12 protein-coding genes and 1 pseudogene are annotated in these 19,500 nt (G+C 70.2%); 3 read left to right on the plus strand and 10 right to left on the minus strand.

What is annotated here, in order from left to right:
• Window positions 1-118 precede the first annotated feature (118 nt).
• Both ABD357_RS02130 and ABD357_RS02135 read left to right on the plus strand, forming a co-directional pair.
• A complete protein-coding gene (locus tag ABD357_RS02130) occupies window positions 119-973 on the plus strand; it encodes a helix-turn-helix domain-containing protein (protein WP_344387059.1) in 855 nt (284 codons plus the stop codon).
• Between the two features lie 11 nt (window positions 974-984).
• Window positions 985-1,248, plus strand: coding sequence for a DUF397 domain-containing protein (locus ABD357_RS02135; protein WP_344387060.1), 264 nt, complete (start codon window positions 985-987; stop codon window positions 1,246-1,248).
• On the opposite strand, the gene ABD357_RS02140 is transcribed toward ABD357_RS02135, so the two are convergent.
• From ABD357_RS02140 to ABD357_RS02170, 7 genes and pseudogenes are all read right to left on the minus strand, one after another.
• Window positions 1,164-2,861: a protein kinase domain-containing protein gene (locus ABD357_RS02140; protein ID WP_344387061.1), complete on the minus strand. Its 1,698-nt coding sequence runs from the start codon at window positions 2,859-2,861 to the stop codon at window positions 1,164-1,166. The two genes, ABD357_RS02135 and ABD357_RS02140, sit on opposite strands and share 85 nt — an antisense overlap.
• Window positions 2,862-3,013: 152 nt before the next feature.
• Window positions 3,014-4,189: pseudogene (locus tag ABD357_RS02145) on the minus strand (serine/threonine-protein kinase); the annotation flags it as partial.
• Window positions 4,190-4,286: 97 nt separating this feature from the next.
• Window positions 4,287-4,679, minus strand: a complete 393-nt coding sequence (locus tag ABD357_RS02150; protein WP_344387062.1) for a hypothetical protein — start codon at window positions 4,677-4,679, stop codon at window positions 4,287-4,289.
• Window positions 4,680-4,784: 105 nt separating this feature from the next.
• Window positions 4,785-6,452 (minus strand): serine/threonine-protein kinase, encoded by a 1,668-nt coding sequence (locus ABD357_RS02155; RefSeq protein ID WP_344387171.1) that lies wholly within the window; start codon window positions 6,450-6,452, stop codon window positions 4,785-4,787.
• Window positions 6,453-6,662: 210 nt separating this feature from the next.
• A complete protein-coding gene (locus ABD357_RS02160; protein WP_344387064.1) occupies window positions 6,663-9,389 on the minus strand; it encodes a protein kinase in 2,727 nt (908 codons plus the stop codon).
• 165 nt (window positions 9,390-9,554) lie between these two features.
• Complete coding sequence (locus tag ABD357_RS02165; protein ID WP_344387065.1) at window positions 9,555-11,789, minus strand: serine/threonine-protein kinase; 2,235 nt, start codon at window positions 11,787-11,789, stop codon at window positions 9,555-9,557.
• 122 nt (window positions 11,790-11,911) lie between these two features.
• Window positions 11,912-13,618 carry a glycerol-3-phosphate dehydrogenase/oxidase gene (locus tag ABD357_RS02170; RefSeq protein ID WP_344387067.1) on the minus strand — a complete coding sequence of 569 codons (1,707 nt, stop codon included), beginning with the start codon at window positions 13,616-13,618 and terminating at the stop codon, window positions 11,912-11,914.
• A gap of 272 nt (window positions 13,619-13,890) precedes the next feature.
• On the opposite strand from ABD357_RS02170, the gene ABD357_RS02175 reads away from it, so the two are divergent.
• The gene (locus ABD357_RS02175) at window positions 13,891-15,096 is read left to right on the plus strand and encodes a nucleotide sugar dehydrogenase (RefSeq protein WP_344387069.1); all 1,206 of its coding nucleotides are present in this window, start codon (window positions 13,891-13,893) and stop codon (window positions 15,094-15,096) included.
• A gap of 733 nt (window positions 15,097-15,829) precedes the next feature.
• Here ABD357_RS02175 and ABD357_RS02180 read toward each other — a convergent pair.
• The 3 genes from ABD357_RS02180 to ABD357_RS02190 all read right to left on the minus strand — a co-directional run bounded on the left by ABD357_RS02180 (window position 15,830) and on the right by ABD357_RS02190 (window position 19,369).
• Entirely contained in the window at window positions 15,830-16,954 is a 1,125-nt protein-coding gene (locus tag ABD357_RS02180) for a GuaB3 family IMP dehydrogenase-related protein (RefSeq protein WP_344387070.1), read from the minus strand.
• Window positions 16,955-17,091: 137 nt separating this feature from the next.
• Window positions 17,092-18,597, minus strand: a complete 1,506-nt coding sequence (gene guaB, locus ABD357_RS02185) for an IMP dehydrogenase (RefSeq protein WP_344387073.1) — start codon at window positions 18,595-18,597, stop codon at window positions 17,092-17,094.
• Window positions 18,598-18,781: 184 nt separating this feature from the next.
• Window positions 18,782-19,369, minus strand: coding sequence for a sigma-70 family RNA polymerase sigma factor (locus ABD357_RS02190; RefSeq protein WP_344387075.1), 588 nt, complete (start codon window positions 19,367-19,369; stop codon window positions 18,782-18,784).
• Window positions 19,370-19,500: the final 131 nt, after the last annotated feature.

Below are 19,500 nucleotides of genomic sequence, written 5' to 3' on the forward strand. Positions count from 1 at the left end.
CGGGACTCACCGTAGACCGCTTCATGGACTACATTCCATGAATCACAGGGGCTGTAGCCCCTATTACCTTCGTGTGGGTGACCCACGCGCCATACGTACGAACGGGAAGTCGCAGCTGATGCCGCAGCCAACCCCCCTCCTCACCGCCCGGCGTCGGCGACTGGGCATCGAACTGCGAAGGCTGCGCGAGCGCGCGGACCTGTCCGCCACGCAGGCCGCGGCGCTGGTGGGCGCCACACAGTCGCGCGTGAGCAACATCGAGGCGGGGCGCTACGGGGTCAGCGGCGAGCGCGTGCGCACACTTGCCCGTCACTACGACTGCACCGACGAGCCGCTGATCGACGCCCTCGCGGCGATGACCGGTGAGCGTCGACGCGGCTGGTGGGAGGAGTACCGCGACATCCTCGCGCCTCGCATGCTGGACCTCACCGAGGTTGAACACCACGCCACCGCCCTACGCGTGGCACACGTCATCAACATCCCCGGCCTGCTGCAGACCACGGACCACGCCCGAGCCCTGTTCAGTCACACTGTGCCCCCGCTGAAGCCGCACGAGGTCGAGCACCGCGTGTCGCACCGCATCAAGCGCCAGGCGATCCTGCACCGCGAACAGCCGCCGCCGTACACGGCGATCATTCACGAAGCCGCTCTCCGTATGCGCTTCGGCGACCGGAGCACGGTCAGGGCCCAGCTCGACCATCTCACCGAGGTGGGCGAACTCGGCCACGTCACCATCGCCGTAATCCCCTTCGACAGTGGCCCGTTCCACACCTCCGGCCAGGGCATCGACTACTTCCACGGCCCGGTCCGCCAGCTCGACACCGTCCAGCTCGACACTGACCATGGCGCCGAACTCATCGACTCCCCGGCCCAATTGGAGCGCTACCACCTGGTTCTGGACCGCATGGAGCAAGCTGCACTCCCTGAGGCCAAGTCCCGCGACTTCATCGTCCATCTCGCCCGAGACCTCTGAAGGAGCCCGCCGTGCCCGAACCGCGATGGCAGAAGTCCACGTACAGCCAGGAAGCCTCCGCCTGCGTGAACGTGGCCACCACCCCCGCCGGAACGATCCTCCTCCGCGAAAGCGACACCCCGGAAGCCATCCTCACCACCGGCCCACGACAACTCCACGCACTGATAACCGCACTACGCCAGCCCGGAGTTCACAGCCTGTCGATGTCCAGGTTCTCGATCGCCGCCTTCGCGACCTCGCGGCCACGCCCGGTGAAGTCGCCCTTGCCGGGATAGTCGATCCACAGCTTGTAGAGGTCGCCCGACTTGGTCTTGTAGTAGAAGATCCGGGCCTCGCGCGGCCGGGGCGTGTCGGAGTCCGTCTGGTCGTCGACGTAGGTGACGACGTTCTCCGCCGCCTCGCCTTTCTTGTACGACGTCTCGGTGGTATCGGCCTTGGGCGCGGGTGACTCCGCCATGTTGCTGAACGCGCTGTCGTCCGTCTTCTCCATGGCGTCGGCGTCCTGGTACGCCTCCGAACTGGCGGTGCCCGCGATCTCGTTGAGGCTGTCCTCGGACTTCTTGTACAGGTACAGGCCGATCGAGACGGAGTAACTCGGGTCCGTGTACGTGACCCAGTGGGTCTTGTCCGTGGCGCTGTCGGGCACGCCCCGCACGTAGTCCGGGGGCACGGCCAGCGTCGCCGCCACGTCCTTCTCCTTGTGCGTCTTCCAGCCTTCCGGCAACGGCCCCGCGAACGGGTTGCCCATCTGCAGGAACGCGGTGACCACCGTCACCACGACGAGCCCCGCGGCGATCCCGATCCACCCCTTGCGTCCGATGCGGACCGACTTGCCGCCGGGGGAGGCGAGTTGGACGAGCTTGGTCTCCTGGGGCGGCTGGGCGGCCTTTTCCAGGAGCTGGCGGACCTGGGCGGCGTTCGGGCGGCGGGCCGGGTCCTTGTTCAGGAGGGCGTTGATGGCGTCGGCGAGCGGGCCCTTGGCCGCGTTCGCTGCGGCCGGCGTGGCGTTGAGGACGGACTGGAGTGTGGCGGGTGTGTTGGTGCGGCGGAACGGCGAGATGCCCTCCGTGGCCGCGTACAGGACGACGCCCAGCGACCACAGGTCGGAGGCGGGGCCCGGCCGCTGCCCCAACACCCGCTCGGGCGCGATGAATTCGGGTGAGCCGACGAAGCCGCCGGTGTCCGTCAGGTTGGTCTCGCCCTCGATCTGGGCGATGCCGAAGTCGGTGAGGACGACGCGGCCGTGCGGGCCGAGCAGGACATTGTCAGGCTTGACGTCGCGGTGCAGGATGCCCGCGGCGTGCGCGGCCTCCAACGCGCCGAGGACGTCGAGGCCGACCTTCGCCGCCTCGCGCACCCCGAGCGTGCCCTCCTGCAGCGCGGCGCCGAGCGAACGTCCCGGCACCAGCTCCATCACGATCCACGGCTGGCCGTCCACCACCGCGACGTCGTGCACATTCACGACAGCCGGGTGATCGAGCCGGGCCGCGGCGCGCGCCTCGCGACGCATGCGCTCGAAGATGTTGGCGCGTTCGCGTTCGGGAAGATGGTCCGGCACACGGGGTTCCTTGACGGCGACCTCACGGTCCACCGTCTCGTCCTTGGCACACCATACGGTCCCCATGCCGCCATGGCCGAGCTTGCCCAGCAGCCGGTAACGGCCGGCGATCAGGCGCCCGGTGCCGGGCTCCGGCGGCGCCTGCTGCGTCTGCGGCACCTGCTGCTCGGGCACGACCTGGGTGGGCGCCGCGTACGGGTTGCCCGGATAGGGGACGCCGACGGGCTGCTGTACGCCGGGCTGCTGTCCGGGCACACCCGGCTGCGGCGGTTGCAGACCGAAACTCGTTGGCTCATTCGCCCCGTAAGGGGCTCCCCCGTTGATGCTCATAGGAACCATCTCTATCGCGCCAGGCGGCCTGCTTCCACCCCTGATGCCCACCGGTCACACACCCGTGACGCACGGCGTTCCTTATGTTCCTTTTACGGGGCCCTGGGCGGTCGGCTACGGGATCCTGGCGGCGGTTACGGGATCCTGGGCGGCCGGTCCCGCGACGGAGCCGTGTCCACGATGGACGTCGGCGAGCGCGTGCCGGTCACCGAGGGCGTGGGGCTCGTCGGCGGACTCGTACCGGGGCTCGTCTCGGGCGCCGAGCTCGTGGGTGACGGAGTACGGCCGTTGTCCCCGCCCCCTCTCATCAGCAGCGCGGCCGCTGACACACCGGCCCCCGCCATCGCGGCGACCAGCGCGGCCGCGATCAGCGCGCTCCGGGCCGACAGCCTCGGCGGCCGTGTGGGCGAGGGGATGCGGGGCGGCGCGGTCACCGGCTGCCGTTCCGGTACGTTCCGCCGTGTCGGCGTCGCGGGCCCGGGCGGCACCGGTGGCGTACGGCCCGTGTCGAGAAACGCCCGCAGCATCTGCTCCGCCTCCGCCGAACCGAGCCGCCGGCCGGGATCGCGTTCCAGGAGCCCGCGTACGACGGGAAGGATCGGCGCGGCCTCGTCCGGCGGATGGATCTCGGCGGAGACCACCGCGTGCAGAATGCCGCCCAACGAGTCGCGGTGGAACGGCGATTCGCCGCTCAGCGCCGTGCACAGCAGCGCGCCGAGCGACCACAGGTCGGACTCGGGTCCTGTTCTGGCCCCGGCCATGCGCTCGGGCGCGGTGTACTCGGGCGAGCCGACGAACGACCCGCTCTCGGTGAGCGTCGTCGCGCCCTCGACCCGGGCGATCCCGAAGTCGGTGAGCACGACGCGGCCCTCGTCGGAGACGAGGACGTTCGCAGGCTTCAGATCACGGTGCAGAACGCCCGCGCCGTGCGCCCTGCGCAGCGCGCCGAGCAGGGCGATGCCCATCCGCGCCGCCTCGGTGGCGTCGACGGGCCCGTGCGCGGAGATCCGGTCGGCGAGCGAGCTGCCCTCGATCAACTCCATGACCATGTACGGGCGTTCGTCGTCCTCGACCACGTCGTGCACCACGATGATGTTCGGGTGCTCGAGCTGCGCGACGGCCCGCGCCTCCCGCAGCGTGCGCTCGCGCTGCGAGCGGGACTCCTCCTCCGGGAGCGACGGGTCGACGGCGAGTTCCTTGACCGCGACCTGCCGGCCGAGCAACAGGTCCGTGGCCCGCCATACGACACCCATGCCGCCCCGGCCGACCGAGCCCTCAAGCCGGTAACGACCTGCGATGACACGGAGGTTCTCGCCCTCGGTCCCCATGCGCCCCATCATGCCCCGCCGGACGCCTGCCTTCCGCGGCACTGACCGGCCAAGTGTGCCGCCGACCCACGAGGGTTGGCGGCACACTTCCGGGAGCTCAGGCTTGGCCGCGCGGGGAGTACTCGCAGTCGTCCCAGTTGACGTTGCCGCGGTAGGCACTGCACACCTTGAGCTTGATGTACGTGCCTTCCGCCAGGTTGACCGTCAAGCCCAGGCAACTGCCCGATCCGGCGTTGTTGTACAGGCTGTCGAAGACGATGCCCGTCTCGTAGTGCTCCACACCGCCCCAGACCGACTCACCGTTCTTCCGCTGGTCGCACACCAGCAGGGAGTCACCGTTGGCGGTCCAGTGCGCGCTGCCCACGGTGTACCCGCCCGTGACCAGGTACGCCTCCGTGTTGGTGCCGGCGTAGGCAGGTCCGGTGCCGGCCGCCAGTCCCAGCACCACAGTCGCGGGCACAGCCGCGATCCGAGCCATGCGCTTCAGCATGAGAGCCTCCCGTTACACGATGGACAGTCGGCCCCTTTCCGGCATGTTCACATCACGTTCGGCGAGATTGTACTGATCATGTCGGCGCCTCCGACCGGAACGGCCCTAGCCCTCCCTCCAGCTCTGGAGGACCCAGGTGAACTGCTTGCGCATGGTGGCCCAGTCCTCGGCCGGTGCGGACATGTAGATGGCGTACTCGACGCCGTCCCGCGCGATGTACCCCACGTCGATCGCGCGGCGCGGCCCCGGGGAGTACGGCGGGTCCTTCGCCAGCGCGGTCCACGTGTACTCCCAGCGGGAGCTCGGCAGGTCGCGGAAGATCTCCTTCTTCAGGCGCAGCTGCTTGTAGGCCACAAGGCGCTGGGAAACCTGCTGGTCCAGGTCGCGCTGGTGGTCGTACGCGCTGCTGAAGTCCGGCGAGGTGTCCACGGCGATACGGAGGAGGTGCTTGCCCTTGTCGGGCGAGTAGTCGACCTGCTGGAGGCCGTCCTGCTGCTTGATGGAGACGGACCGTTTCCAGCCCCTGGGCAGGTGGACGCTGAAGCCAGCCGGGTCGTTGTACTGCTCCCAGCCGGCGGGAACCGCCCCCTGGCCCCCCTCCTCGGGCGGCGTGGCACTGGTGCTCGGGCCCGGCGCGGCGGAGTCGGTGGGGCTGTCCATGCCGAACTGCTGCAACGCGACCGCGACACCCCCGCCGACGATCGCCGCGAGCACCACGACGAGGGCGAGCGTGCGCAGCCGACGGCGCTTGGGCGGCCGTACGAGAGCGTCGCCCCCACGCGTGCCCGTCCCGGTCCCCGCTGTGTCGTACTGCGCTCCGACCCGCGTCGGACCCGGCATCGGCGGATACGGCGTGCCCGTGGCCACCTCCGCTCCGGCGCCCGCGGGCCCCGTGCGCGCCTCCGGCTCGTACCGAACGGAGTGCTGAGTCGGCACGTACACCTGCGCCGCGTGCGGCCGCCGTCCCTCCGCCGCCTCGGCCAGCATCTGCTCTGCCTCGGCCGCGTCGGGCCGGGTGGCCGGATCCTTCCGCAGCAGGGCGGTGATGACGGACCCAAGCGGGCCCGCGTGCTCCGGCTCGCCCGGCTCCTCGTCGACCACCGCCTGCATGGTGGTCAGCGGTGTGGTCCGCCGGAACGGCGAACGCCCCTCGACCGCCGTGTAGAGCGTGGCACCGAGCGCCCACAAGTCGGAGGCGGGGCCGGGGTCATGGCCGCGGATGCGCTCGGGCGCGAGATAGTCGACCGAGCCGACGATCTCGCCGGTCCGCGTGATCGTCGTGTCCCCCTCCATCTGCGCGATCCCGAAGTCGGTGAGCAGGACACGGCCGTCCCGGGAGAGAAGTACGTTGCCGGGCTTGATGTCGCGATGCAGTACGCCTGCCGAGTGCGCGGCCCGCAGCGCACGCAGCACCCACAGCCCGATCCGTGCCGCCTCCCGGGGCTCGACGCGCTCCGAATCCTTGACCGCGTCGGCCAGCGAGTGGCCCTCGACCAGTTCCATCACGATCCACGGCCGGCCGTCGTGCTCCAGCACGTCGTGCACCGTGACGACGGCCGAGTGGTTGATCCGCGCGGCCGCACGCGCCTCGGCCCGGGTACGGGCGAGCAGTACGGCCTGATCGCTCTCGGACACGTACAGCGCGGCCGTCAGCTCCTTGATGGCGACGGCACGGTTCAGCACCTCGTCATGCGCTCGCCATACCCGGCCCATGCCGCCGCTCCCGATGGAGTCGACGAGCCGGTAGCGGTCCGAGAGGAGCACGCCCTGCATCTGATTCACGTTTCCCCGCAATGTTCTTGACGGTCTCAGACTAGGGACCGGCCATCGAACAGGGGAACCCGCATGGGCACTCGGTACCGCACTGTGACGGTTGCGCCTTGTGCGTGGAGAAGGGACCTGCGGGAACTGGCGGTAACCGCAGGGCTGGTGGGCAGTCACCGGCCCACTCGGTGGAGCGATCCGGCCCTGGCGTTCCGGACGTCAACCGGTGATCCGATAGGTGGCCGACGCCTGCTCGTACAGCCGTGACACCTCGTCCCGCTCGGCCTCCGGACCGCGCAACTGCACCACGTGGTAACGGCCGTCGACGAGGATCGCGAGATTGCGTACGTAGATCTCGCGTCCTTCGGCGTCCTGCCAGGTGAACTGGCCCTCGGCCATGGCCCGTCCGCCCACGTCGATCCGCCGCATCCCGCTGGACGTGGCCCAGGTCGAGTCGCGGAACCGCTGCAACTCGCGCTCCTCCTCGCGCTGATACGTCATCGGATCGTCGCCGTACTGACTGGCGGTGTCGCGTCCGGGCACGATCAGCAGCTCGAAGTTGCCCTGGGAGTAGACGACTTGCCCGCTTCCGTTCTTGGGCGTCCGGTCCCAGCCGCGCGCGACCGCGACACTGAAGCCCTCGGAATCCTTACGCAGCGTGAAGTCCTGCGGGAGATCGGGGCCAGTGGTCTGCGTGTCGGAACTGGACGACTGGCTGGGGCTGTTCTCCTTGCTCGGCGTCGCGCTCGGGGTCTCGTCGGGCTGCGGATCCGTGCCCGCGTTCCCGTCCGTGCCGGGGTTCGGGTCGGTGTCGGACGAGGCCTCGGGCGCGGCGTCCCCGGCGGCACCGGTCTGCGCGCCGCCGCTCGCGTCCGGCTCGGCCTTGGGCATGAAGACCATGGCGTACGCCACGGCCGCGGCCAGCGCCAGCAGTATCAGCACCAGCAGGGTGCGGCCCAGGCGGCGGGGCTTGGGTGCCTTCTCCTGCCGCTTGTGACGGGCATGCCGGTCGGGCAAGCCGGCACGACGCTTACGGACGAGCTCGCCCCGGCGGCGTACGACGGGCAGGCGCGTGGCATCCACCGGCGGCACGACCACGACATGTGTCCCCGCCTCGGGCTCGGGCGCCGACCGTACGAGCGAACGCAGCCAGCCGCGCAGCTCCTCGAAGTCCAGCCGCTCGGTGGGGTCCTGACGCAGCAGCGACTCCACGACCGGCCTCAGCGGCCCGCACTCCTCCGCGAATGCGGGCGGCTCCGCGCACACCAGCTGCACGAGCTCGGCGGTGTTCTCCTCCGGATACGGCGCATGCCCCTGCACGGCCCTGAAGAGCAGCGCGCCCAGCGCCCACAGGTCGGTCGAGGGCCCGATCGGCGCCGCCAACTGCCAGTTCTCGTGCACCGGCCCGGCCTGCTCGGGCGCCCACCGCTCGGTGACCGGTCCCACGACCGCCATACGGGCCTGGCGTGCGCGCTCGGCGGCGAGGGCGGTGGTGGGGCCACGGTGAGGGGCGCGTTCGGGGACGAGGTGGGGCCAGCGGGTGGGCCCGGAGGAAGTGTGCTGGTCAGGGGCATGAGGGTCTGGGGCGTGAGCGTGTGGGGCGTGTGGGTCGGTGCGGTAGTCGGGGGACCCGGTGGGTACGCCGCTTGCCTCGGGGGCGGCTCCATTCCCCGGTACGTCGGTTCCTGTGCCGGAAGCGCCAAATCCGTTGCCCGGTATGCCCGTTCCGGTTCCCGTCACGTTCGCCTGGCCCGGGAGTGCGGGCTGTCCGGGGCCTTGGCCGTTGCCGGGCAGCGCGGGGGCTCCGGCCCGGGGAACGGCGCCATGCCAGGGGTTCGACCCGCCCACTCCATACGGGTCGGCGATCTGGCCGGGCGGCGCAGTGTGCTCCACGCCGTACGCGGAGGTCTGCCCGGCCTCGGTGTCACTCTCGGCGGGACGGGGCCGCGGCGCGGGCAACGCTGCGTTCTGTCCGTGCCGTCCGTCCCGCTGCTCCTCGTGCACCCGCGCGGCAGCCCGCGCACCGGCGCGATAGGCCGCGATGGCTCCGGCCCGGGCCGCCCGTACGTCGTTGCTCGGCTCCAACGCCCGCCGCCCCGCGACCGGCGGCTGCGCAACGGGCGCCACGGCTCCATGATCGCCGGGCGCCGCTTCTACGGCGGACCGGTCGTCACCGGGGAATCGTGTATGGGGCACAGCGGGCGAGCCGTGGTGACCGGGCTGACCGGGCTGACCGGGTTCTCCGTGCGGAACCGGCGAACCGGCGGCCGTTCCGGAAGCGGAACCGGAATCGGAATCGGCCCCCTCAGGGCCCCCGGCGCGCTCACCCTCCGCAACCGGCACCGGGTCGTACCCGCACAGCGCCTCCTCGGCCGCCCCGGCCGCGAGCCCCGTGAGCATCACCCGGCCGTCGTCGCAGACCAGCACCGTACGGACGGTGATGTTCCGGTGCACCCAGCCGTGCGCATGCAGCACCCGCAACGCGGTCAGCACATCGGCGGCGACCTCGGCGGCCCGATACGGAGTCAGCGGGCGGTCCGCGAGCAGCGCCGCAAGCGGCCGGGCGGGCACCAACTCGCTCACTATCCACAGCGACCCGCCCTCGGCGAACACGTCGAAGACCTGGTCGAGCCGAGGGTGGTCGGGTATCTGCGCCGCCGCCTGTGCGGCCTCGATCGCCCGGCGCACGGCCGGCTCGGTGGGCCGCCGGGTGGGCCGCGCGGCCGACCGCCGCGCCCCGCCGTCCCGCGCCACGAACCCGTCGGGCAAGCCGTCGGCGTCGATCACCTCAGCCTCGACGACCTCGGGCAACGGCACCTGCCTGACCAGCACTTCCTGCCCGCTGTAGGTGTCGAAGGCCCGGCTCTCGGCGAATTCGTACTCGTCCGAGGGCGGCAGCGGCAGGCGGTAGCGGTCGGCGAGTACCCGTCCCGCATAGTCGTCCACGATGCCTCCCCCGGCCACCCGGTCGGTCAAATCCGTTCGTCACGCGTCCCGTTGTGGCCGCATATCCGGCTGCGTACGGTCCGCAACCACTCACGATACGTGCCGGAGGCAACCCGCAGTGAGGGGATGCGAGATCTCAAGACTCCCGTATCCCTCTTGTTTCCCTCAGGACTTCGGTTCGAACGTACGCGCGAGTGTCTGCCAGGTGTCCCTGCGAAGCTCGCTGTCCCACGTCGAGGCCTTCGCGGTGTACATCAGCGCGTGACCGAGCCGGTCGTTGACGACGAACCCGCGGTCGATCGAGCGGTACTTGGTCCCGCCCTCCGAGTACGTGAACTCCCAGTCGGCCGCGTTCCAGCTGCGGTAGCCCACCTTCTCGATGCGGATCCGCTGGTACTGCGACCGCGCCATGAACTGCTCCTGGTTCTTCCAGTCCGCCACGGGGTCATCCTTGGGCGTGGACGTCCAGGCGACCAGCAGCTGCTGCCCGTCAGGGCCGGTGAACCTGTCCCCGCTCGCGCTGGTGGACTGGTACTTCCACCCCTTCGGCAGCCCGATCGAGTATCCCTGGCCTGCCTTGTACGTCGACGCGGCGATGTCCTTCGAATCCCCGCCAGCGCCTCCGTTCGCCCCACTCGGGGTCGGGCTCGGGCTCGGCGTACCCCCGGTGGTCGGGCTTCCGGAGGCTCCGGCAGCGGACTCCGGCTTTTCACCGCCGTCCGTGCCGGTACCGCTGTTCTCGTCCTGCTTGGTGCCGCTCCCGGCGTTCGCCCCGCTGGACGCGGTTGCGTTGCCTCCACCCTTGTTGCCCTGAGCCCCGGGATCGTCATCGCCGTCCAGCACGACCGCGAGAATCGTGCCGAGTACGGCGAGTGCCACGGCCACCGCGACGACCACCAACGTCCGCCGCGACACCACATCGCTGAGCGGCGCCCTGGGGGTGGTGGACGACGGCGTCCCGCCACCGGCTCCCGACGTCGCGGCCTCCGAAGTCCCTCTCACCGCAGGGGAGTTCGCTCCGCCAGAGCTCAGCCCGACGGCGGCTGTCTCACTGTCCTTCGCGGGTGCTTCGGCTGCTTCGGCCTTCTCGCCGGCGGGCGTCTGCTCGCTCGGGGTTGCCGCGCCCTTCCCGGAGGAAACCTTTGAGTCGGTCGAGCCGGCAGAGCCGGCCGACTCGGTGGAGCGGGCTGAATCGACGGAGTTGGCGGGCTCGGCGGAGCTGCCGGATTCGGCTGGCTCGGTGGCGGCGGATGACTCGGCAGAGCCCTCGGAGCCGGCGGTGGATCTGTCCGACTTACCCCGCACTCCGGCCACAGCCGCAGAGGCCGCCCCCGCCGACGCGGCAGCACTCTTCCGTACGGAACGAAACGCCCCGAGCAACCGCTCGGCCGCCTCCTCCCCCTTCTTGCCCGCCTTGCCCGGCCTGCTCCCGGAACCGCCCCCGGCCCCACCGCCCGAACTCCCCTTCTTCGAGGGCGCCTCCGGCACGTCCGGCAAGGGCACGACCTTCGTCGCGTCCATCGGCTCCGGCTCCGGCTCCTTGGGCTCGGGCGCGTGGATCACCTCGGTGAGCATCGCCCGCGCACCCGCCTCGTCGAGCCGCTGCTCGGGGTCCTTCACCAGCAGCCCGGAGATGACCTCCTCCAACGGCCCCGCGTTCTTCGGCTGTTCGAGCGGCTCGGTCATCACCGCGGTGAGCGTCGCGATGGCGGACCCTTTGTCATACGGCGGCACACCCTCCACCGAGGCGTACAGCAAACCGCCGAGCGACCAGAGGTCGGCCGCGGGCCCCGGCTTGTGGCCGCGCGCCCGCTCGGGCGAGATGTAGGAGGGCGCGCCGACGAGCATGCCGGTCGAGGTGATGGACGGGTCGCCCTCGACCTGCGCGATACCGAAGTCGGTGAGCACGACCCGGCCGTCCTCGGAGATGAGCACGTTCGACGGCTTCACGTCACGGTGCAGGATGCCCTCGCGGTGCGCGGCACGCAGCACGTCGAGGACGGCGAGCCCGACTTCCGCAGCGCGCTTCGGGGTGAGCAGCCCGTCCTCACGGATCGCCTCGGCGAGGGACTTGCCCTCGATGAGCTCCATCACGATCCACGGACGGTTGTCCTCGTCGACCACGTCGAAGACCGTCACCGCGCCGTTGTTCCGGATCCGCGCGATCGCCTTGGCCTCACGCAGGGTGCGCGTGATCAGCCGCCGCTTCTCGTCCTCGTCGATGCTCGACGGGAACCGCAGCTCCTTGACGGCGACCGTCCGGCCCAGCGTCTCGTCCTTGGCTCGCCACACGGTGCCCATGCCGCCGCGGCCGAGGACTTCTCCCAGCCGGTACCGACCGGCGAGGAGACGTTCACTCTTGTCCTGACGGGATGTCCCGTCCCGCTCCGGCTCCGACATGCGTCCCCTCATGCAACCCGCCCCGACAGAGCCTCCATTGTCCCTCACTCGACGACCAGTCAGTGCGCAGGGTGCCCACAATCGGAATGCGCCACCCCCAACCCCGGCGAGGGCACGCTGCGTTACAGCGGCACGATGTCCGGCGCTCCCAGCCGTGCCGCGTCGGCCGTCAGGTCGTCCGGCTGCCGCTGCGACTCCCGCTCGGCCTCCACCCGCTTCTCGTAGTGCTGCACCTCACGCTCGATCTGGTCCTTGTCCCAGCCGAGCACCGGCGCCATCAGCTCCGCGGCCTCCCGTGCGCTGCGCGTCCCGCGGTCGAACGTCTCTATCGAGATGCGCGTGCGCCGGGTCAGTACGTCGTCCAGGTGCCGCGCCCCCTCGTGCGAGGCGGCGTACACGATCTCGGCGCGCAGATAGTCCTCGGCGGCCGGCAACGGCTCGCCCAGTGAGCTGTCCTTGGCGATGAGGTCGAGCACCTCCTCGGCGAGCGCCCCGTACCGGTTCAACAGGTGCTCCACGCGCACCACATGGAGCCCGGTCCGCGCGGCGATCCGCGCCCGCGCGTTCCACAGCGCCCGGTACCCCTCGGCGCCGATGAGCGGGATGTCCTCGGTGACGCAGTCGGCGACGCGCTGGTCGAGACCGTGCACCGCCTCGTCCACCGCGTCCTTGGCCATCACGCGGTACGTCGTGTACTTGCCACCCGCAACGACCACGAGCCCCGGCACCGGATGCGCCACGGTGTGCTCGCGCGACAGCTTGCTGGTGGCCTCCGACTCCCCCGCCAGCAGCGGCCGCAGCCCCGCGTACACCCCCTGCACGTCGTCACGTGTGAGCGGCACCGCCAGCACCGAGTTGACGTGTTCCAGGAGATAGTCGATGTCCGCGCTGGACGCCGCGGGATGCGCCTTGTCCAGGTCCCAGTCTGTGTCCGTCGTACCCAGGATCCAGTGACGTCCCCACGGGATCACGAACAGCACGGACTTCTCGGTCCGCAGTATCAGTCCCGTCGTCGAGTGGATCCGGTCCTTCGGGACGACCAGGTGGATGCCCTTGGACGCCCGTACATGGAACTGTCCCCGCTCGCCCACCATCGCCTGGGTGTCGTCCGTCCACACCCCTGTGGCGTTGACGACCTGCTTGGCGTGGATCTCGTACTCCCCGCCCGCCTCCACGTCCTGCACCCTGGCACCGACGACACGCTCGCCCTCGCGCAGGAAGCCGGTGACTCGCGCGCGGTTGGCGACTTTCGCGCCGTACGCCGCCGCCGTGCGTACCAGTGTCGCCACATAGCGGGCGTCGTCCATCTGCGCGTCGTAGTACTGCAGGGCCCCGACCAGCGCGTCCTTCTTCAGGCAGGGTGCGACCCGTAGGGCGTGGCGGCGCGTCAGGTGGCGGTGCATGGGCAGCCCTCGTCCGTGACCGCGCGCCATCGACATGCCGTCGTAGAGCGCGACGCCCGATCCCGCGTACAGCCGCTCCCAGCCCTGGTGCTGCAGGGGATACAGGAACGGCACCGGTTTCACGAGGTGCGGCGCCAGCCGCTCCAGCAACAGGCCGCGCTCCTTCAACGCCTCCCGCACAAGCGCGAAGTCGAGCATCTCCAGATAGCGCAGGCCGCCGTGTATGAGCTTGCTCGACCGGCTCGACGTGCCTGACGCCCAGTCACGCGCCTCGACCAGGCCGGTGGACAGTCCGCGGGTCGCGGCGTCCAGAGCGGTGCCCGCGCCGACCACGCCGGCGCCCACGACCAGCAGATCCAGCTCATGCTCGGCCATGGATGCGAGCGACTCGGCGCGCTCCGCCGGTCCCAGTGTCGCTGTCCTCACCGCTGCCTCCCGCTTTCCGTCGAGCCGGCCTCATCTGTTCGGCGAGGCTCGGTCCACATCCCCCACACCCAAAGTCTGACGGCGTTGCCCGACTTCGGCCACCACCCACCGCCAGCCTGTGGACAACTCTCGGCGACTCGCAAGGAATCACCACCGGACAATCCCGCAAATCGGTCATATTTACTCCTAGTCTGACATTGCGCTCGCCCGTTCTGTCCACAGGGCTTGCGCCGTTGTCCCGCCTCGGCTATTGGGAAGGACGGCCCACCGCCATGCCCGCAGATCTCGCCGTCATCGGCCTCGGCCAGCTCGGCCTGCCCCTGGCCCAGGCCGCCGCCACCACCGGCATCCCCACGCTCGGCTACCAGAGCGGCGACCCCGCACCGCTGTCCGCCGCCGACCTGCGCCGGATGCTCTCGTCAGGCTTCCGCCCGGCCACCGACCCCGCCGAACTCGGCCGCGTCCGCACCGCCGTCATCTGCACACCCACCCCCCGCGGCGCGGACGGCGGGCTCGACCTGACCCAGGTGACCGCCGCCGCGCGAGCCCTGGCCACACATCTGCGTCCGCACACCACGGTCATCCTGGAGTCACCCGTGTACCCGGGGACCACGGAGGAATTCCTACGTCCTCTCCTCGAAGAGGGTTCCGGGCTGCGCGCGGGCCGCGACTTCCACCTCGCGTACTCGCCCAGCCGCGTCGACCCGGGCAACCGCGACCACACCCCCGCCAACACCCCGAAGGTCATCGGCGGCCTCACCCCCGCCTGCACCGAATCGGCCGCCGCCTTCTACGGCCGGCTCACCGACAAGGTGGTACGCGCGCGTGGACCACGCGAAGCGGAGACCGTGCAGCTCCTGGAGACCAACTACCGGCACGTCAACATCGCCCTGGTCAACGAAATGGCCGTCCTCTGCCACGAGTTGGGCGTCGACCTGTGGGACGTCATCCGCTGCGCCGAGACCAAACCCTTCGGCTTCCAGGCCTTCCGCCCCGGCCCCGGAGTCGGCGGCCACGCCGTCCCCCGGGACCTCGCGGGCCCCAGAACCCGCGCCCTGCGCATGGTCGAACTGGCCCAGCAGGTCAACAACCACATGCCTCAGTACGTCATCCAGCGCGCGGCCACACTCCTCAACGAACACGGCAAGTCGGCCCGAGGCGCACGCGTACTACTCCTCGGCGTGACGTACAAGCCGGACCACGCCGACCAGCAGGGCTCCCCCGCCCGGGAGATCGCGCTCCGGCTGATGGAACTGGGCGCCGCCATCACTTACGACGATCCGTACGTACCGTCCTGGAGCGTCCTGGACCACCCGGTCCCGCGCGCGGACTCCCTCTACGAGGCCACCGCCGACGCCGACCTGACGATCCTGCTCCAGCACCATCGCACGTACGACCTCCAGGGGCTTTCGGTGAAGGCGCAGTTGCTGCTGGATACGCGGGGGGCTACGCCTACGGGGGCGGCGCATCGGTTGTGAAGGGGGCGCGTGTGCGGGGTTGTGCTTCTGGGGCTGGTGGCGTGCGGGGCTGGTGCGCCGATAGCGTACGAAACACGTACATCCGCAAGATCCACCTTCTCTGGCACCTCACCGCCGGTAACGGATCTGGTGCCGTACGAAAGTGGAGCCCACCGCAGCAGGCACTGCGGCAGGCTCCTGATAGGAGAACGGAGTGTCCACCCCTAGTTCCTATAGGCGTGGACACTCATCCATCGAGGATCCACCTCCTCCGGCGCCGCGCCGCCCAACGGCGGATCCGGTACCGTACAAAAAGGTGGAGCCCACCGCAGCGGACACTGCGGCAGGCTCCTAGCCGGTTCACGAGTGTCCGCCCCTAGGTTCTGTAGGGGCACCATCCGAAGACGGATTCGATCCCAGCGGGGTGGGCTTGCGGTGACGCCCCATGGGCGCGCCCCCTTCCATGACGCCGACCAGAGGCCCGGTGGACGGTTCATTGGAGCTCGGGCCGGGCCCCGACGCCCGGGGTCCGGAACCGTGTCCTTGGAAGGGGGCGCCCCAAAGAACCAGGGCGCCGAACACGGACACTATCGCCCCACTACGCCCGTTCAGCCCACATTCGCCCCAAACGCAACCACGCGCCCCCTCTCACAACCCGCGCCCCCACCAGCCCACTTGGGCACAGAAAAGGGACCCGGTCGCCCACACAGGCAACCGAGCCCCTCCCTCCGCTCAAGCCGAGCGCAGCGTCACGTCACCGCTTGTGCTGCGAGTCCGCCACCGTGACCTCAACCCGCTGGAACTCCTTCAGCTCGCTGTACCCGGTGGTCGCCATCGCCCGACGCAGCGCCCCGAAGAAGTTCATGGAACCGTCGGGGGTGTGCGAGGGACCCGCGAGGATCTCCTCGATCGTGCCGACCGTGCCGAGGTCGACCTTCTTGCCGCGCGGCAGCTCTTCGTTGACGGCCTCCATGCCCCAGTGGTGGCCCTTGCCGGGCGCGTCCGTGGCGCGCGCGAGCGGGGAGCCCATCATCACGGCGTCGGCGCCGCAGGCGATGGCCTTGGGGATGTCCCCGGACCAGCCGACTCCGCCGTCGGCGATCACGTGCACATACCGGCCGCCGGACTCGTCCATGTAGTCCCGGCGCGCGCCCGCGACATCCGCCACTGCCGTCGCCATGGGCACCTGGATGCCCAGTACGTTGCGCGTGGTGTGCGCGGCGCCGCCTCCGAAGCCCACCAGGACACCGGCCGCGCCCGTACGCATCAGGTGCAGCGCCGCCGTGTACGTGGCGCAGCCGCCCACGATGACGGGGACGTCCAGCTCGTAGATGAACTGCTTCAGATTCAGCGGCTCGGAGGCGCCCGACACATGCTCGGCCGACACCGTCGTACCGCGGATCACGAAGATGTCGACGCCCGCGTCCACGACGGCCTTGGAGAACTGGGCCGTGCGCTGCGGCGAGAGCGCGGCGGCGGTGACCACGCCCGAGTCGCGCACCTCCTTGATGCGCTGCCCGATCAGCTCCTCCTTGATGGGAGCCGTGTAGATCTCCTGAAGGCGGCGGGTCGCGGTCTCGGCGTCCAGCTCGACGATCTCGTCGAGGAGCGGCTGCGGGTCCTCGTACCGCGTCCACAGGCCTTCGAGGTTCAGTACGCCGAGGCCGCCCAGCTCGCCGATGCGGATCGCCGTGGCCGGAGAGACGACGGAGTCCATGGGGGCGGCCAGGAAGGGCAGCTCGAAGCGGTAGGCGTCGATCTGCCAGGCGATCGAGACCTCCTTCGGGTCTCGCGTACGGCGGCTGGGGACGACGGCGATGTCGTCGAAGGCGTACGCCCGGCGGCCGCGCTTGCCGCGCCCGATCTCGATCTCAGTCACGTTCTGTGGCCTTTCCCTCTTCGTTTCAGCGTCTTCCAGTATCACCGACGCCTATGACAAGGGCGGCCCCGAAGCTCCCGGGGCCGCCCTTGGCCGTGCTGCACGCGCGCGTGGAGGCCGATTACGGCGTCGTACGACTACTTGTTGCGGCTGTAGTTCGGCGCCTCGACCGTCATCTGGATGTCGTGCGGGTGGCTCTCCTTGAGGCCCGCGGAGGTGATCCGTACGAAGCGGCCCTTGGTCTCCATCTCGTCGATGGAGGCCGCGCCCACGTAGCCCATCGTCTGGCGCAGACCACCGACGAGCTGGTGCAGCACGTTGGCCAGCGGGCCGCGGTAGGGCACCTGGCCCTCGATGCCCTCGGGCACGAGCTTGTCGTCGGAGGCCACCTCGGCCTGGAAGTAGCGGTCCTTCGAGTACGACCGGCCCTGGCCCCGGGACTGCATCGCACCGAGCGAGCCCATCCCGCGGTAGGACTTGAACTGCTTGCCGTTGATGAACTGCAGCTCGCCGGGCGACTCCTCACAGCCGGCGAGGAGGCTGCCCAGCATCACCGTGTCGGCGCCGGCGGCGAGCGCCTTGCCGATGTCGCCGGAGTACTGCAGGCCGCCGTCGCCGATCAACGGGACGCCCGCCGGAAGGGCCGCGAGGGACGCCTCGTAGATCGCGGTGACCTGGGGGACGCCGATGCCGGCGACCACCCGGGTGGTGCAGATCGAGCCGGGGCCCACGCCCACCTTGATGCCGTCGACACCGGCGTCGATCAAAGCCTGAGCGCCGTCACGGGTGGCGACGTTGCCGCCGATCACATCGACGCGGACGCTCGACTTGATCTTCGACATCCAGCTCAGGGCGTTGCTGTTGTGACCGTGCGAGGTGTCGACGACCAGGAAGTCCACCCCGGCCTCGGCCAGCGCCTGGGCCCGCTCGAGCGCCTCGGGGCTGGCGCCCACCGCGGCACCGACGATCAGCCGGCCCTCGGCGTCCTTCGCGGCGTTGGGGTACTGCTCGGCCTTGACGAAGTCCTTCACCGTGATGAGGCCCTTGAGGACGCCCGCGTCGTCGACCAGGGGAAGCTTCTCGATCTTGTGGCGGCGCAGCAGCTGCATGGCGTCCGGGCCGGAGATGCCGACCTTGCCGGTGACCAGCGGCATCGGGGTCATGACCTCGCGCACCTGACGGGAGCGGTCGGTCTCGAAGGCCATATCGCGGTTGGTGACGATGCCCAGCAGCTTGCCGCCGCCGTCGGTCACCGGGACACCGCTGATACGGAACTTGCCGCACAGCGCGTCGGCCTCAGCCAGCGTCGCGTCCGGGTGCACCGTGATCGGGTCGGTGACCATCCCGGATTCGGAGCGCTTGACCAGGTCGACCTGGTTGACCTGGTCCTCGATGGACAGATTGCGGTGTAGTACGCCGACGCCGCCCTGTCGCGCCATGGCGATCGCCATGCGGGACTCGGTCACCTTGTCCATCGCCGCCGAGAGCAGCGGGATGTTCACGCGCACGTTGCGGGAGATGCGGGACGAGGTGTCGACCGCGCTCGGAAGCACTTCCGACGCGCCCGGCAGCAGCAGCACGTCGTCGTAGGTCAGCCCGAGTGTCGCGAATTTCTCGGGCACTCCGTCGACGTTGGCAGTCATGACACCTTCCCCAAATGGCCTTGATCGGTGCGGATGTCCATGCTAACGGCGAACTGGGGGCTCTGATTCCACACCATGGGCTGCTCCGCCGCTTCGTGGGTTCGTACGGTCCTGGTGGCCACCTCGTTCACCACCTGCCCCGACCTCCCGCCAATCCAGGGACCGGGGATCCCGGAAGCCGGCCCTACTGCTCGGCCAGCGCCCTCAAGCGGCTCAGCGCCCGGTGCTGGGCGACCCGGACCGCTCCCGGAGACATCCCGAGCATCTGTCCCGTCTCCTCGGCCGTGAGGCCCACGGCGATCCTCAGGAGCAGCAGCTCGCGCTGGTTCTCCGGAAGGTTCGCCAGGAGCTTCTTGGCCCACTCGGCGTCGCTGCTGAGGAGGGCGCGCTCCTCGGGGCCGAGGGAGTCGTCGGGCCGCTCGGGCATCTCGTCCGAAGGCACGGCCGTCGAGCCGGGGTGGCGCATCGCGGCGCGCTGCAGATCGGCGACCTTGTGCGCGGCGATGGCGAAGACGAAGGCCTCGAATGGGCGTCCCGTGTCCTTGTAGCGCGGCAGTGCGAGCAGCACCGCCACGCAGACCTCCTGCGCCAGGTCCTCGACGAAGTGCCGTGCGTCACCAGGCAGCCGGGACAGCCGGGTGCGGCAGTAGCGCAGCGCGAGGGGGTGGACATGGGCGAGCAGATCGTGCGTGGCCTGCTCGTCACCGTCGACAGCACGATGCACGAGCGAACCGATTGCCCCCTGGGCAGTGGTCGCCTCGTCGTCGCGCATCGGTCCATGGTGCCTTGGCGTCGTCCGTTCCGAGGCACCGCGTTCGTTGTTGTGCACCGAAGCGTTATGAGCAGGTGCGCCGGAACTCATCTCCTGCGCCCTCCCCTCCCGCTCGACCGACTCGTCCCCGA

Origin of the sequence: Streptomyces vastus, from assembly GCF_039532825.1 — a bacterium.
Lineage (GTDB): Bacteria > Actinomycetota > Actinomycetes > Streptomycetales > Streptomycetaceae > Streptomyces > Streptomyces vastus.

Excerpts from the sequence above, each read along its gene's own strand:
- ABD357_RS02165 (WP_344387065.1), bottom strand. The coding sequence starts at position 11,789 with ATGTCGGAGCCGGAGCGGGACGGGACATCCCGTCAGGACAAGAGTGAA.
- ABD357_RS02155 (WP_344387171.1), bottom strand. The coding sequence starts at position 6,452 with ATGCAGGGCGTGCTCCTCTCGGACCGCTACCGGCTCGTCGACTCCATC.
- ABD357_RS02130 (WP_344387059.1), top strand. The coding sequence starts at position 119 with ATGCCGCAGCCAACCCCCCTCCTCACCGCCCGGCGTCGGCGACTGGGC.
- guaB (WP_344387073.1), bottom strand. The coding sequence starts at position 18,597 with ATGACTGCCAACGTCGACGGAGTGCCCGAGAAATTCGCGACACTCGGG.
- ABD357_RS02190 (WP_344387075.1), bottom strand. The coding sequence starts at position 19,369 with ATGCGCGACGACGAGGCGACCACTGCCCAGGGGGCAATCGGTTCGCTC.
- ABD357_RS02175 (WP_344387069.1), top strand. The coding sequence starts at position 13,891 with ATGCCCGCAGATCTCGCCGTCATCGGCCTCGGCCAGCTCGGCCTGCCC.
- ABD357_RS02150 (WP_344387062.1), bottom strand. The coding sequence starts at position 4,679 with ATGCTGAAGCGCATGGCTCGGATCGCGGCTGTGCCCGCGACTGTGGTG.
- ABD357_RS02140 (WP_344387061.1), bottom strand. The coding sequence starts at position 2,861 with ATGAGCATCAACGGGGGAGCCCCTTACGGGGCGAATGAGCCAACGAGT.